The sequence below is a fragment of the Cupriavidus sp. F041 genome (genome assembly GCF_057814235.1).
The window spans coordinates 4,397,799-4,413,406 of sequence record NZ_JBVASY010000002.1 but is presented as its reverse complement, the minus strand read 5'-3'; the positions used below and the strand labels follow the sequence as shown (position 1 = coordinate 4,413,406).

Sequence of the window (15,608 nt, the reverse complement as noted above, 5' to 3'; positions counted from 1 at the left end):
GACCGGGGGCCTTAATACTACCCGTCGCTATGAATATCGTGGCTGGCCCCGCAGCGGCGCCGGCCACTTCGCATACTCGCGAACCACCAGAAAACAGGATTCCTGATGTTCGGATTTCTCCGCAGCTACTTCTCCAACGATCTCGCGATCGACCTCGGCACCGCCAACACCCTGATCTATATGCGCGACAAGGGCATCGTCCTTGACGAGCCGTCCGTCGTCGCGATTCGCCAGGAAGGCGGGCCCAACGCCAAGAAGACCATCCAGGCGGTCGGCAAGGAAGCCAAGCAGATGCTGGGCAAGGTGCCGGGCAACATCGAGGCCATCCGCCCGATGAAAGACGGCGTGATCGCCGACTTCACCGTCACCGAGCAGATGCTCAAGCAGTTCATCAAGATGGTGCACGACACCAAGCTGCTGCGTCCCTCGCCGCGCATCATCATCTGCGTGCCGTGCGGCTCGACCCAGGTCGAGCGCCGCGCCATCCGCGAATCGGCGCTGGGCGCCGGCGCCAGCCAGGTGTACCTGATCGAGGAGCCGATGTCGGCCGCGATCGGCGCCGGCCTGCCCGTGTCGGAGCCGTCCGGCTCGATGGTGGTGGATATCGGCGGCGGCACCACCGAGGTGGGCATCATCTCGCTGGGCGGCATGGTCTACAAGGGTTCGGTGCGCGTGGGCGGCGACAAGTTCGACGAGGCCATCGTCAACTACATCCGCCGCAACTACGGCATGCTGATCGGCGAGCAGACCGCCGAAGCCATCAAGAAGGCCATCGGTTCGGCCTTCCCCGGCTCCGAAGTCCGCGAAATGGAAGTCAAGGGCCGCAACCTGTCCGAAGGCATCCCGCGCGCCTTCACGGTGTCGTCCAACGAAATCCTGGAAGCCCTGACCGATCCGCTCAACCAGATCGTCTCGGCCGTCAAGATCGCGCTGGAACAGACCCCGCCGGAACTTGGCGCCGACATCGCCGAGCGCGGCATGATGCTGACCGGCGGCGGCGCGCTGCTGCGCGACCTGGATCGCCTGCTGGCCGAGGAAACCGGCCTGCCGGTGCTGGTTGCCGAAGACCCGCTGACCTGTGTGGTGCGCGGCTCCGGCATGGCGCTCGAACGCATGGACAAGCTGGGCAGCATCTTCTCTTACGAATAAAGAATCAGCAGAGGAATCGCTCATGGCGCGAAGCGGCCTGCCGGACTACCTGGTCGGGGGCGCGCCGCGCCGCGCCCCCCTCCCGACCCGGCCCGAGCCCGTGCAACACACCGCGCCGCGACGCCCCAGCCACGCTGGCTGGCGTGCCGTGGCGCTGTCGTGCCTACGGGACCGGGAGACCTTTCTGCCAGCGCACGGGTAAATGGATTACACTCCGCCGCCGCTCTTCAAGCAGGGCACTTCCGCCGTCGCGCGCCTCGTCTTCTATGTGACGATCGCGCTGGCGCTGCTTATCGTCGATGCGCGCTTTGACGCCCTGCGCGTGGTGCGCCAGGTTGCCGCCACCGTGCTGATGCCGGTCGAGCGCACCGTGCTGGTGCCGCGCGATGCGCTGCGCGCCACCTTCGACTACGCACAGTCAGCGGCCGCCCTGGCCAGCGAGAACCGCGAACTCAGGCGCCGCATGGTGGCCGAGGCCGAGGGCTCGGTACGCCAGTCCCAGCTCGAAGCCGAGAACAATCAGTTGCGCAAGCTGCTCGGCCTGGTGCAGCAGTCGAACACGCCGGTGACGTCGGCCGAGATCCTGTACGACGCCCGCGACCCCTACAGCCAGCGCATCGTGATCGACCGCGGCAGCCAGCACGGCCTGCGCGCGGGCTATCCGGTGATCGACGAACGCGGCGTGATCGGCCAGGTGACGCGCGTGTCGCCGTTCCAGTCCGAAGTCACGCTCCTGACCGACAAGGAACAGGCCATCCCGGTGCAGGTAGTGCGCAACGGCCTGCGCAGCGTAGCCTTCGGCGGCGCCCGCGCCGGCCTGCTGGACCTGCGCTTCATGGCCGCCTCGGCCGACCTGCAGCAGGGCGACCTGCTGGTCACTTCGGGCCTGGACGGCACCTACCCGCCCGGCCTGCCGGTTGCCCGGATCGTGCAGATCGAACGCAAGGCGGATACCGCCTTCTCGCGCGTGTACTGCGAGCCGGTGGCCGGCGTGCGCTCGCACCGCCAGCTGCTGGTGATCCGCTATGAAGCCCAGCTGCCGCCGCGCGAATCCATTGACGGCCCGCGCGACGCCAAGGAAGCCAGGATCGTCAGGGCCGACCGGCCGGGCGTGAAGGACGCCGAACGCGCCGACGCCAAGCCGGCGGCGAAGCCCGCCGCAAAGCCGGCCGACAAACCTGCCGACAAGGCGGCGGAAAAACCCGCGGACAAGCCCGCCGCCGCCAAGGAGGTCAAGCGTTGACCAATCCCCAATACCTGCTGCGCCCGGTCAACCCCGCGTTTATCGCGCTGAGTTTCGTGCTGGCCTTCCTGTTCAACCTGATGCCCTGGGGCACCACGCTGTGGGTGCCCGACGTGGTGGCGCTGGTGCTGGTGTTCTGGAACATCCACCAGCCGCGCAAGGTCGGCATGGGCGTGGCGTTCGCGCTTGGCCTGCTGATGGACGTGCACGATGCGCGCCTGCTGGGCGAGCACGCCATGGCCTACTCGCTGCTGGCGTACTTCGCCATCACCATCCATCGCCGCGTGCTGTGGTTCACCGTCTATACCCAGGCGCTGCACGTGCTGCCGCTGCTGTTCGTCGCCCACGCGGTGCCGGTGGTGATCCGCCTGGCCATGGGCGCGCCGCTGCCCGGCTGGCAGCTGCTGCTGGCGCCGGGCATCGAGGCGCTGCTGTGGCCGCTGGCCACCGGCATGCTGCTGGCGCCGCAGCGCCGCAGCGCGGACGTGGACGAAACCCGACCGATCTGACGCTTTACCCCAACCGATGTCCCGCCGCGCCCCCCTGGGGTGCGCGGCAAACCGCAAGGCTGACGCAGTACCATGACCGAAATACGCAATGTCGAACAGGAGCTCGGCCGCTTCCGCATCCGCGTAGCGGCGGCGGGCCTGTTTGCCGTGATCTGCTTCGGCCTGCTGTTCACGCGCTTTCTCTGGCTGCAGTGGTACAAGCATGACCAGTACTCGGCCAAGGCCGAGGACAACCGCATCTCGGTGGCACCGATCGAGCCCAACCGCGGCATCATCATGGACCGCAACGGCGTGGTGCTGGCGCGCAACTATTCCGCCTACACGCTGGAAATCACGCCGTCCAAGCTGTCCGACACGCTTGACAACACCATCGAGGAACTGGCCCAGCTGATCGACATCCAGCCGCGCGACCGCCGCCGCTTCAAGCGGCTGATGGAAGAATCCCGCAGCTTCGAGAGCCTGCCGATCCGCAGCCAGCTCACCGATGAGGAAGTGGCGCGTTTCTCCGCGCAGCGCTTCCGCTTTCCCGGCGTGGACGTGCGCGCGCGGCTGTTCCGCCAGTACCCGATGGGCGAGTCCGCCTCGCACGTGATCGGCTACCTGGGCCGAATCTCGCAGCGCGACCAGGAACGCATCGAGGCCATGGACGAGGCCAACAGCGCTGAAGGCGCCAAATATGATCCGCGCAAGGACGCCGACAACTACAAGGGCTCCAACTACATCGGCAAGATCGGCATCGAGCAGAGCTACGAGACCGAGCTGCACGGCCTGACCGGCTTCGAGGAAGTGGAAGTGAGCGCGGGCGGACGCCCCATCCGCACGCTGTCCACCTCCCCCGCCACGCCCGGCAACAACCTGATCCTGTCGCTCGACATCCGCCTGCAGCAGCTGGCCGAGGCGCTCTTTGGCGACAAGCGCGGCGCGCTGGTGGCGATCGAGCCGGCCACCGGCGACATCCTGGCCTTTGTTTCCAAGCCGACCTACGACCCCAACCTGTTCGTCGAAGGGATCGACACCAATACCTGGAACGAACTCAACGGCTCGCCCGACAAGCCGCTGCTGAACCGTCCGCTGCGCGGCACTTACCCGCCCGGCTCGACCTACAAGCCGTTCATGGCGCTGGCGGCGCTCACCACCGGCAAGCGCACCGCAGCCTGGGGCATGCACGATCCGGGCTCATTCACGCTGGGCAACCATACCTTCCGCGACGACAAGCCGGGCGGCCACGGCTGGGTGGACATGAACTCCTCCATCGTGCAGTCGTGCGATACCTATTACTACATGCTGGCGCGCGACATGGGCGTCAACGCCATTCATGACTTCATGAAGCCGCTGGGCTTCGGCCAGATCACCGGCATCGACATCGAAGGCGAGAGCCGCGGCATCCTGCCGTCGACCGAATGGAAGCAGCGCGCCTACCGCAAGCCCGAGCAGCGGAAGTGGTATGACGGCGAAACCATCTCCCTTGGCATCGGACAGGGCTACAACAGCTTCACCATCCTGCAGCTGGCCAACGCCACCGCCATCCTGGTCAACAACGGCACCGCGATGAAGCCCCACTTGGTCAAGGCGGTGGAGGATTCCGTAACCCGCGACCGCGAGCTCACGGTGCCCAAGGAGAGCTACCGGCTGCCGTTCAAGCAGGCGGATATCGACGTGATCAAGCGCGCCATGGTCGGCGTGACGCACTCGGGCACGGCTGCGCGCGCCTTTGCCGGCGCCGCCTACGAGTCGGCCGGCAAGACCGGCACCGCCCAGACCTTCACCATGGGCAAGAACGAGAAGTACAACCACCACGCGCTGGACGAACGCAAGCGCGACCATGCGCTCTATACCGCATTCGCCCCCGCCGACAACCCGAAGATCGCGCTGGCGATGATCGTGGAAAACGCCGGCTTCGGCGGCGCCGTGGCCGCGCCGATCGCGCGCAAGGTGATGGATTACTACCTGCTCGGCAAGTGGCCGGAGGAACTGGAGAACATCGCCCCGCCCGCGTCGGAGCGCGCAGGCGGCAAGCCGCCGGTGGATACGCCCAGCGTGTTCACCACCGGCCACACCGCCAGCATCGCCAGCGCCACGGTCATGGGCGCCAGCGAGGCCGCCGCCACCAGCGAAGGCGCCAGCGCGCCGGCCGCGCGCGTCGCGGCCCGTGCCGGTGCTGCCGCCACGGCCGCTTCCGCCGTGCAGGCGCCGGTGATCGACCCCGCCGCCATCCCGCCGGCCTCGGCGGTGCAGACGCTGGACGAGCGCATGGCGCAGGCCCTTGGCCACAGCCGCCCGGCTCCGGCCCCCGCTCCTGCCTCGCAGGCCGTGGTGGGTCCGGCCAGTTCCAAACCCCGCGCCAAACCGGCAACCGCGCCCGCCGCGGCCGGCGGCAACGCTACACGCTGAAGGAGACGCGCCATGGATCGCCGCCGCGTCCTATCGTTCATCAAGACGGCCGTCACCGGCTTCGACAAGCCGCTGGCGCTGATCGTCTTCCTGCTGTTCGCCACCGGCATCGTGGCGCTTTACTCCGCCGCCATCGACATGCCCGGCCGGGTCGAGGACCAGTTGCGCAACATCCTGCTGTCCTATGTGGTGATGTGGGTCATTGCTTACCTGCCAACCCAGACGCTGATGCGGGTGGCGGTGCCGCTCTACACGGTAGGCGTGGCGCTGCTGGTCGCGGTGGCCATGTTCGGCCTGATCCGCAAGGGCGCGCGCCGCTGGCTCTACGTCGGCATGGTGATCCAGCCCTCCGAGATCATGAAGATCGCCATGCCGCTGATGATGGCGTGGTACTTCCAGAAACGGGAGGGCTCGGTCAGGTGGTTCGATTTCGTGCTGGCGCTGCTGCTGCTGCTGGTGCCCGTCGGCCTGATCGCCAAGCAGCCCGACCTTGGCACCGGCCTGCTGGTGATGGCCGCCGGCCTCTATGTGATCTATTTCGCCGGCCTGTCGTGGAAGATCATCCTGCCGCTGCTAGCCATCGTGGTGGTGGCCATCACCGCGCTGGTCACCTTCGAGCACGATATGTGCGCCCCCGGCGTCAACTGGCCGATCCTGCACGACTACCAACAGCACCGCATCTGCACGCTGCTGGATCCGACCACCGACCCGCTCGGCAAAGGTTTCCACACCATCCAGTCGATCATCGCCATCGGCTCCGGCGGCGTCTTCGGCAAGGGCTGGCTGAAGGGCACGCAGACGCACCTGGAGTTCATCCCGGAAAAGCACACCGACTTTATCTTCGCGGTCTTCTCGGAGGAGTTCGGCCTGGTGGGCAATGCGGTGCTGCTGGTGCTGTACCTGCTGCTGATCTTCCGCGGGCTGTATATCGCGGCCAACGCGCCGACGCTGTTCTCGCGGCTGCTAGCGGGGGCGATCACGCTGATCTTCTTCACCTACGCGTTCGTCAACATGGGGATGGTGAGCGGCATCCTGCCCGTGGTGGGGGTGCCGTTGCCATTGATGAGCTATGGCGGGACGGCGCTGGTGACGCTGGGCATGGGGATCGGGATACTGATGAGTATCTCGCGTCAGAAGCGGCTGATACAGACGTAGCCTGTCGCGCGATTTGGCCGCTGAAATGACACCGTGCTAGGGTATCCTCTTCCTTTTGGCACGTTCACATCCAAGGGCTCAAATGCGGCGCGTCGTATTCAATCAGAAGGGCGGTGTCGGTAAGTCGACCATCGTTTGCAACCTGGCGGCCATCAGTGCCAGCGAAGGCCTGCGCACCCTGGTCATTGACCTGGATGCGCAAGGCAACTCCAGCCAGTACCTGCTCGGCACGCAGGCCGCGGAAGCCACCCCGACCGTGGCAGACTTCTTCAACACCGCGCTGACGTACAGCTTCAAGCCGGTGGAAGTCACCTCGTTCATCCATGCCACGCCGTTCGAGAACCTCGATGTGATGCCCGCCCATCCCGAGCTCGACGCGCTGCACGGCAAGCTCGAATCCCGCTACAAGATCTACAAGCTACGCGATGCGCTGATCGAGCTGGAAGCGGTATACGACGCGATCTACATCGACACGCCGCCGGCTTTGAATTTCTACACCCGCTCCGCGTTGATCGCCGTCGAGCGCTGCCTGATTCCGTTCGACTGCGACGACTTCTCGCGCCGTGCGCTTTATACGCTGCTCGACAACGTGAAGGAAATCCAGCACGACCACAACGCTGACCTGAAAGTCGAAGGGATCGTGATCAACCAGTTCCAGCCGCGTGCCACCTTGCCGTTGCAACTGGTGGAGGAACTGGTCAGCGAAGGGTTGCCGGTGTTGAATTCACGGTTGTCGTCGTCCGTGAAGATCCGGGAGTCGCATCAGCATGCGATGCCGATGATTCATCTGGATCCGAGGCATAAGCTGGCGTTGGAGTATTTAGCGTTGCATCAGGAGTTGGTGGGATAGGTTTTTTTTGGGGGGGGAGGGTGACTTGGGCGGCGTTGATTGTACAACCAACACCGCCCAAATCAAATCCGATTAACACCAAAAAGCCAACGGTTTCCCCCTCCCCGATCCCCTACACCCCCTTCATCAAAAAATCCCGACTAACCCCACCCCCCAACTCATGAATCCTGCGCAAAAAATCACTAAGCCACCCATGAATCCCCACAGAAAAAACATCCTCAATCCGCGTGAACTTAAGCTCTGCATGCAGCTTCCCCGCACGCCGCTCAGTCTCCCCTGACAGCCCATTACGCACCTGCGCCAGCAACGAAACCACCTCCCGCAAGCTAGCCGCCAGCGACCGCGGCATATCCGGATGCACGATCAGCAGCTCCGCCACGCGTTCCGGCGTGACCACCGAGCGATAAACCTTGCGATACATCTCCAGCCCCGACACCGAGCGCAATACGGCAGCCCACTGATAGAAGTCGTCCTGCTGCTGCCCCAGGTCGGTAGCCTGGAACTTGACATCGAGAATGCGGGCTGTGTTATCCGCCCGTTCCAGGAACGTCCCCAGGCGCATGAAGCAATAGGCTTCGTCCTTGAGCATGGTCCCGGCTTCCACGCCGCGCGTAAGGTGAGAGCGGAACTTCACCCACTCGAAGAACTGCGCAGGATCGTGCCGCAGGATCCCGTCGGCAACCATCTGCTGCACATCGAGCCAGGTGGTGTTGATGGTCTCCCAAAGCGGCGTGGTAAGCGCGCCGCGCACCGCACGGGCGTTTTCGCGGGCGGCGCGCAGGCACGACATGATCGACGCGGGGTGGCTCAGGTCCCGCACCATGAAGTCGATCACCTCCCCGTGCGCCACCGCGCCGTGATGCTCGGCAAATACCGGCGTGAGTTCGGTCACATCGAGCATCGCCAGCCAGCCTTGCCGGGCCAAGTCGTGCGACTGGGGCAACATCGAGGCCTGGTAGTTGACGTCGAGCATGCGTGCGGTGTTCTCCGCACGCTCGGTGTAGCGGGCCATCCAGAACAGGTGGTCGGCGGTGCGGCTTAGCATGATGATTCCCCCTTTTCTCGGCAAACCCAGGCTACCGACAAGCAATTGGCTTGCCAGCCACTGACCGCGGCGGCGTCGCTACACGATCGGCAACACGCTGACCTCCACTTCGACATCGTGCGCGCCGCCGCCGACGATGACCCCACGCAGCAGCGAGACATCGCTGTAGTCGCGCCCGAACGCCAGCGTGACGTGGCCGGTGTCGGCCAGCACATCGTTGGTGGGATCGAGGTCGACCCAGCCGGCCAGCGGGCAGTAGACCGACAGCCACGCGTGCGAGGCGTCGGCGCCGATCAGCCTGGGCTGCCCGGGCGGCGGTTCGGTGCACAAGTAGCCGCTGACATAGCGCGCGGCGAGGCCAAGCGAGCGCAGGCAGCCGATCATCACCTGGGCGAAATCCTGGCACACGCCGCTGCGCAGGCCGAAGGCCTGCAGCGCCGGCGTATCGACCTCGGTGGCGGTGGCGTGGTATTCGAAGTCGGCATGGATGCGGTGCATCAGGTCGATGGCGCCCGCCACCACCGTCGCGCCGGGCGCGAAGCTGGCCAGCGCGTAGGCCTTGAGGTCCGGATGCAGCGCTATGTTGGGCGAGGCGAAGCAGAACTCGCTCTGCGGCATGAAGGGCTGGCCGGCGCGAAAGCGCAGCGCCGCCACCGCGGCTTCCCACGGCATGCTGGCGGCGGGATCGAGCGCCTCCCAGCGCGGCGTCAGGCTGACCGTGCTCTCGCAGGCGAGCTGCATGAAGTCGTGCGGCACGTCGATGGTGAAATACAGCACGTTGTTGCCGAAGGCATCGGTGTCCGCACGCTGGTGCGACGGCGCCGGCTCGATCAGCGTGCTGTGCGAGAGCACCGCCTGCCACGGGCAAGTGACCGGGAACACCACGGCGCGCTGCTGGGCGTTTTCCACCGGCGCGGTGTAGTCGTAGATGGTCTTGTGGTGGACGGTCAGCACGGTTGCGGCGCGCGGCGCGGGTGTCGCGGGCTCGACGGCGGCGGTCGTCTCGTTCATCGCCGCGGTCATGGCTGCACCCCGGCCCAGGCACCCGTCCCGGCCATGCCGGCATGGCTGAAGTAGCGCGCACTGATTTCGTCGGACAATTGCACCATCGTGCTCGTCAGCTGCCCGCACAATTGCACCAGCTTGGTGTATTGCCCGTCGGCATCGCGCTCGCATAGCGCCTCCCAGCCAGGCAGCGTCTCCACCGCGGGCAGGAACTGCGGCAGCGGCAAACGCGCGGTGCCTGCCGGACTGGCCGGGGGCGTGACCTGGCCGAGCTTGACGCGCAGCCGCGCCAGCACGCCATAGAGCCCGCGCGGATTGGTGGGCTCGATCACGATCTGGTCGACCAGCGCCGGCACATCGGAGCGGCCGGGATAGAGCGCGCGGAAGGTCAGCGTGCTGTCGAACAGGTGCAGCACCAGGTCGAAGCAGGTCCGGTGCAGCAGCGCGCCGTTGTGCGCGAACACCTGCAGGAAGGTCGACAGCGTGGCCACGCGCTCGATATGGCGGCCGATGAACAGCAGGCGCCAGGCTTCATCGCGGGTCATGCGGTCGCCCTGGGCGCCGCTGATGGCGGCGAGCTGCATGCCCAGGTGATCCAGCGCCGCCAGCACGCGCGGCCGGTCGTAGTAGCCGGCGTCGCAGCCCGCCGCGCCCGGGCTGCCGCCACAAGCGGCCGCCATCGCGTCGCCGAAATCGTTGCGCGCGGCCAGGATGGTGCGCCAGTGGTCATTGGACAGCCGGTTGCGGATCTCGGTGGCGGCATGCACGTGGCTGGCCAGGTTCTGCCCCACGCTGGTCCAGCCGGCGTCTTCCGCCAGCGCGGACACCAGGCTGCGCTCGAACACGCGCAGCGAGGCCCGCGGCTGCGGGGCGCCGGTCGGCAGCAGGCCGCAGGCCTGCACCAGTTCGCCGATCACGTCGAGCGCGCTGTCGTCGCGGTCGTCGCTGCTCTCGATCGAGCCCAGCACAAGCCGGCACAGGCGCACATTGTTCTCCGCGCGCTCGGCGTAGCGGCCGGCCCAGAACAGGTTCTCGGCGGCGCGGCTCGATACCGCCAGCGGCTTGGGGGCCGGACCCAGGCCCGTGCTAGCCATCGGGAACGGCGGCGGCATCGGCATCGGCTGTGCCGGCTGGCTCGACAGCACCCAGGTATCGACGCTGGACCCGCCGAGCTGCATCGAAACCGCCGGCTGCCCTTCTCCCGCGAGCCGGGTAAAGCCGCCCGGCATCACCTGCCAGCCGCCGCGCCCGTCGGCGATGGCGTACACCCGCAGCATGGCCATGCGCGAGCCGATATGCGGGCATTCCCAGCGCGGCGCGTGCGACAGCGGCAGGTCGGCCTGGATGGTGAACAGATCGGGCACCTGCTCGATGCGCTCGCGCCAGTCGGCCAGCCGCTGCAGGCCGCGCTCCATGCCCAGCCGTGGCCCTTCCCACGGCTGCGCCATGCCGCGCGGATAGGTCGGCATCAGGAAGGCTTCGCTGAATTGCGCGAGCGCTTCCGCGCGCGCGGTGGCCTCGCCGCACCACCAGCTCGGCACGCCGGGCAGCAGCAACGGCTCGCCCAGCAGTTCGCGGGCGATGGCGGGCAGGAAACCGTGGATGGCCGGCGTTTCCAGGAAGCCCGACCCGGGCGCGTTGGAGACCAGCACATTGCCCGCGCGCATCGCCTGCAGCAAGCCTGGCACGCCAAGCGTGGAGTCCTGCCGCAGCTCGACCGGATCGCAATAGGCATCGTCCAGGCGGCGCAGCACCACGTCGACGCGTTCCAGCCCGGCCAGCGTCTTCAGGTAGACCACTTCGTTGCGCACGGTCAGGTCCTTGCCCTCGACCAGCGTGATGCCGAGGTAGCGGGCCAGGAAGGTGTGCTCGAAATAGGTCTCGTTGTAGGGGCCCGGGGTGAGCAGCACGATGTGCTTGCTGACCGCCGCCGCCGCACCGGCAGCGGATTCGGGCGCGGGTGGCTGCGCCGCGGGCTGCTGCGCCAGCGTGGCCACCAGCTGCGTGAACGCGGCAGGCAGGCGCCGCACGCGCAGCTCGCGGAACGCATCGGCGAACAGGCTGGAAATGATCAGCCGGTTTTCCAGCGCATAGCCCATGCCCGAAGGCGTTTCCGTGCGGTGGGCCATGACGGTCCAGCCGCCCTCCACGGTATGCGCCAGGTCCACTGCGACGATATGCAGGAAATTGCCGCCCGGCGGCTGGTAGCCCTTGAGCGGGCGCAGGTAGCCGGGATGGCCGAAGACCAGGCCGGCCGGCAGCAAACCCTTGGACAGCAGGGTCTGCGGCCCGTAGATGTCGGCCACCATGGCGTTGGCCAGCGCGGCCCGCTGGATCACGCCGCGTTCGATCCGCTCCCAGTCCTGCTCGGACACCAGGAAGGGCAGCAGGTCCAGCGCCCAGGCGCGTGCGCCGGCATTGTCGGCGTTGTCCGCGTACACGTTGTAGGTCACGCCGTTGTCGCGGATCTGGCGCGCCATGGCGGCGGCCTGCTGGTCGAGGCCGTCGATGCCTTCCTCGCCCAGCACCTGGAAGAAGCTCGCCCACGGCGCGCGCAGCCCGTCGCCGCAAGCGCCCAGTTCGTCAAGGTGGCCGGGCGGCACCGGCCGCGCGCGGTGCGTCACCGCGTCTACCGCGGGGGTGGATTCATCGAAAGGCAGTGACGGCTGTTGAGGCACGGCGGCGCGGCTTGGGGGCGAGCCGGATCAGCGTTGCCGCAAATCCAGCGTGAACGGAAACTCGAGGCTGCGGCGGGGTTCCTCCACGCGCATCACGCCCGGTGTGTGTCCGAGTGTGAAGAAGCGTGTCAGGCGCCGGCTTTCGGCCTCGTAGGCATTGACCGGGAAGGTCTCGTAGCTGCGCCCGCCCGGATGCGAAACATGATACTGGCATCCGCCGATGCTGCGTCCCATCCAGGTGTCCACCACGTCGAAAGTCAGCGGCGCGTGCGACGGGATGGTGGGATGGAGCGCGGACGGCGGCGCCCAGGCCCGGTAGCGCACCCCCGCCACGAACTCGCCGACGCGCCCGGTGGGCTGCAGCGGCACCGCGCGGCCGTTGACCGTGACCACGTGGCGGCTGTCGTTCAGGCCCAGCACGCGCACCTCGATGCGCTCCAGCGAGGAATCCACATAGCGCACGGTGCCGCCGGCGCTGCCCTCCTCGCCCATCACGTGCCAGGGCTCAAGCGCGGAGCGCAGCGTCAGCGCCAGCCCGCCCGCCGCCAGCTCGCCCACGCGCGGGAAGCGGAATTCGAAATGCGGGGCGAACCAGGCGCTGTCGAAGGCGAAGCCCGCCTCGCGCATCTCGGTGAGCACGTCGTCGAAATCCATCTGCACGAAGGTGCCCAGCAGGAAGCGGTCGTGCAGCTCGGTGCCCCAGCGCGTGAGCCGCGCGCGATACGGCTCGCGCCAGAAGCGTGCCACCAGCGCGCGCAGCAGCAGTTGCTGCACCAGGCTCATGCGTGCGTGCGGCGGCATCTCGAACGCACGCAGCTCCAGCAGGCCGAGCCGGCCGGTGGGGCCGTCGGGCGAGTAGAGCTTGTCGATGCAGAACTCGCTGCGGTGCGTGTTGCCGGTGACGTCGATCAGGATATTGCGCAACGCGCGGTCGACCAGCCACGGCGGCATGTGCGCGCCATTGGCGCCGGCCGCCCCTTGCGTGCCGCTCAGGCGGTCGAGCTGGTACTGCAGTTCGGCAAAGGCGATCTCGAGTTCGTAAAGCTGGTCGTTGCGTGCCTCGTCCACGCGCGGCGCCTGGCTGGTGGGGCCGATGAACATGCCCGAGAACAGGTAGGACAGCGAGGGATGGTTGTGCCAGTACGCGATCAGGCTGGACAGCACATCGGGGCGGCGCAGGAAAGGGCTGTCGGCCGGGGTGGCGCCGCCCAGCACGAAGTGGTTGCCGCCGCCGGTGCCGGTGTGGCGGCCGTCGAGCATGAACTTCTCGGTGCTGAGGTAGGTTTCGTGGGCCGCCTGGTAGAGAAACTCGGCATGGTCGACCAGTTCGTCCCAATTGGCCGCGGGATGGATATTGACCTCGATCACGCCGGGATCGGGCGTGACCTGCAGCACCTTCAGGCGCACGTCGCGCGGGGGCGGGTAGCCTTCCAGCACGACCTTCACGCCCAGCCCGGCCGCGGTGGCTTCCACCGCGGCCAGCAGTTCCAGGTAATCCTCCAGCACGGTCAGCGGCGGCATGAAGACATAGAGCATGCCGCGCTTGTCGCCAGCAGCCTTGCTCTCGGCCTTGGGGCCCGCGGCGCGGCTGGGGTGGCGCACCTCCACGCAGAGCGCGGTGCGGGTGATCCAGCCCGCGGATTCGCCGCGTCCGGGCACGCGCGCCAGGTCCGCCGCCTGGCCGCCGGGCGTGCCGGCACCGACGGCAATGCCCGCGGCCCTGCCGGCGCCGGCAACCGCGCTCCTTGCCATCGCGGAGCCGGGTGCCGGGAAAGCCGCGGTGCTGGCGCGAATCTCGGGACCATGGCCAGTCTCGGCACCCGTGCCGGCAAGGCCCGGCAACTGCGTGCGCAGCTGTGCGCCGGTGGGCAGCGGCGAGCGCACCGCGAACGGGTCCTGGTCGAACTGCCAGGGGTAGTCCGCCTCGCTGACCCAGGGCAGGGCATCGAGCGGCAGGCGATAGCCCATCGGCGAATCGCCGGGCAGCAAGTACATGCGGTCGTCGCGGAAGAACCACGGTCCGCTGATCCAGCGCTGGTCGGACAAGGCAGGGCCATCCTCCTCGCCGGTGCGGCGCAGCGGCAGCACGTAGCCGGTCGGCCGCGACAGGCCGCCATCGAACACGCGGCGCAGGCGCATGCGCTCCATCTCGTCGTCCAGCCGCGCGTCCATGGGGTCGACGTTGACCGGCAGCCGGCGCTCGCGCCAGAGGTAATACCAGGTGTCTTCATAGCCGGGCTGCACAAAGCCCGGATTGAGGCCGAGCCGGCCGGCCAGGCTGTCGAGGAAACGCTGCGCGTCGGCCTCCGTATAGTCGCCCGGCTCACGCTCGTCGGCGAACAGCGACGGATCCTGCCAGCAAGGCTGGCCATCGGCGCGCCAGCAGATCGACAAGGCCCAGCGCGGCAGTTGCTCGCCGGGGTACCACTTGCCCTGGCCAAAGTGCAGGAAACCGCCCTCGCCGTAGCGCCCGCGCAGTTTATGCACCAGTTCGGTGGCATAGGCGCGTTTGGTGGGGCCAAGCGCGTCGGTGTTCCACTCCGCGCCGTCGCGGTCCCTGACCGCGACAAAGGTGGGCTCGCCGCCCATGGTCAGGCGCACGTCCTGCGCGTTGAGCAAGCGATCGACCTCGGCGCCGGTGGCGGCCACGGCCTGCCACTGCTCCTCGGTATAGGGCTTGGTCACCCGCGGCGACTCATAGATGCGGGTGATCGCCATCTCGTGGTGAAAGCTCACCTCGCTCTCGTCCACCGCGCCGCTGACCGGCGCCGCGCTGCTGGGCTCCGGCGTGCACGCCACCGGGATATGGCCTTCGCCGGCCAGCAGGCCGGAGGTGGGGTCCAGGCCGATCCAGCCCGCGCCGGGCAGGTAGACCTCGCACCAGGCGTGCAGGTCGGTGAAGTCCACCTCGGTGCCGCTGGGGCCGTCGATGGATTTCACGTCGGGCGCCAGTTGCAGCAGGTAGCCGGACACGAAGCGCGCCGCCAGGCCCAGGTGGCGCAGCGTCTGCACCAGCAGCCAGCCCGAATCGCGGCAGGAGCCCGCGCCGGATTCCAGCGTCTGCTCAGGCGTCTGCACGCCGGGCTCCATGCGGATCAGGTAGCGGATGTCCTCCTGCAGGCGCTGGTTCAGGCCCACCAGGAAATCGATGGTGACCTGCGGCGTGCGCGGGATGCTCTCCACGAAGGCGGCAAAGCGCGGCGTCGGCTCGCCCTTGACCATATAGGGCGCCAGTTCGTGCGCCAGGCCGGCCTCGTAACTGAAGGGGAAACGCTCGGCGTAGGGTTCCAGGAAGAAGTCGAACGGGTTGTAGACCGCCATCTCGACCACCAGGTCGACGGTGATCTTGAACCCGGTCGTGGGCTCGGGGATCACCAGCCGGGCCAGGTAGTTGGCGAACGGGTCCTGCTGCCAGTTGATGAAATGCTGCTCGGGCTCGATGCGCAGCGAATACGAAAGAATGGGGGTGCGGCAGTGTGGGGCGGGCCGGAGCCGTACCACTTGCGGCGAAAGTTTCACCGGCCGGTCATACCGGTAGTGGGTGACGTGGTTCAGTGCGACGTGCGTTGCCACTCGGGCCTCC

At 67.5% G+C, this 15,608-nt stretch carries 10 protein-coding genes; 6 read left to right on the top strand and 4 right to left on the bottom strand.

The genetic code is table 11. The annotated features are described in order from the left end of the window. Positions 1-105: 105 nt before the first annotated feature. The 6 genes from ACZY0R_RS37590 (at position 106) to ACZY0R_RS37565 (ending at position 7,297) form a co-directional block, all read left to right on the top strand. Entirely contained in the window at positions 106-1,149 is a 1,044-nt protein-coding gene (locus ACZY0R_RS37590; protein WP_035859663.1) for a rod shape-determining protein, read from the top strand. A 202-nt stretch (positions 1,150-1,351) separates the two neighbouring features. Beyond that, a complete protein-coding gene (gene mreC / locus ACZY0R_RS37585; protein WP_488865694.1) occupies positions 1,352-2,392 on the top strand; it encodes a rod shape-determining protein MreC in 1,041 nt (346 codons plus the stop codon). Continuing rightward, complete coding sequence (gene mreD, locus ACZY0R_RS37580; RefSeq protein WP_488865692.1) at positions 2,389-2,901, top strand: rod shape-determining protein MreD; 513 nt, start codon at positions 2,389-2,391, stop codon at positions 2,899-2,901. The genes mreC and mreD overlap by 4 nt, the downstream gene beginning before the upstream one ends. 72 nt (positions 2,902-2,973) lie before the next feature. After that, positions 2,974-5,292, top strand: a complete 2,319-nt coding sequence (mrdA, locus tag ACZY0R_RS37575; RefSeq protein WP_488865690.1) for a penicillin-binding protein 2 — start codon at positions 2,974-2,976, stop codon at positions 5,290-5,292. A gap of 12 nt (positions 5,293-5,304) precedes the next feature. Beyond that, positions 5,305-6,447 (top strand): rod shape-determining protein RodA, encoded by a 1,143-nt coding sequence (gene rodA / locus ACZY0R_RS37570; RefSeq protein ID WP_488865688.1) that lies wholly within the window; start codon positions 5,305-5,307, stop codon positions 6,445-6,447. A gap of 82 nt (positions 6,448-6,529) precedes the next feature. Next, the gene (locus ACZY0R_RS37565) at positions 6,530-7,297 is read left to right on the top strand and encodes a ParA family protein (RefSeq protein ID WP_488865686.1); all 768 of its coding nucleotides are present in this window, start codon (positions 6,530-6,532) and stop codon (positions 7,295-7,297) included. 112 nt (positions 7,298-7,409) lie between these two features. Here the strand turns inward: ACZY0R_RS37565 and ACZY0R_RS37560 are convergent, their stop codons facing one another. From ACZY0R_RS37560 to ACZY0R_RS37545, 4 genes are all read right to left on the bottom strand, one after another. Continuing rightward, complete coding sequence (locus ACZY0R_RS37560; protein WP_488865684.1) at positions 7,410-8,342, bottom strand: alpha-E domain-containing protein; 933 nt, start codon at positions 8,340-8,342, stop codon at positions 7,410-7,412. 78 nt (positions 8,343-8,420) lie between these two features. Continuing rightward, positions 8,421-9,353: a transglutaminase family protein gene (locus tag ACZY0R_RS37555; RefSeq protein ID WP_488865682.1), complete on the bottom strand. Its 933-nt coding sequence runs from the start codon at positions 9,351-9,353 to the stop codon at positions 8,421-8,423. Positions 9,354-9,361: 8 nt separating this feature from the next. Further along, a complete protein-coding gene (locus ACZY0R_RS37550) occupies positions 9,362-12,025 on the bottom strand; it encodes a circularly permuted type 2 ATP-grasp protein (protein WP_488865680.1) in 2,664 nt (887 codons plus the stop codon). A gap of 27 nt (positions 12,026-12,052) precedes the next feature. Beyond that, positions 12,053-15,598, bottom strand: coding sequence for a transglutaminase family protein (locus tag ACZY0R_RS37545; RefSeq protein WP_488865678.1), 3,546 nt, complete (start codon positions 15,596-15,598; stop codon positions 12,053-12,055). Positions 15,599-15,608: the final 10 nt, after the last annotated feature.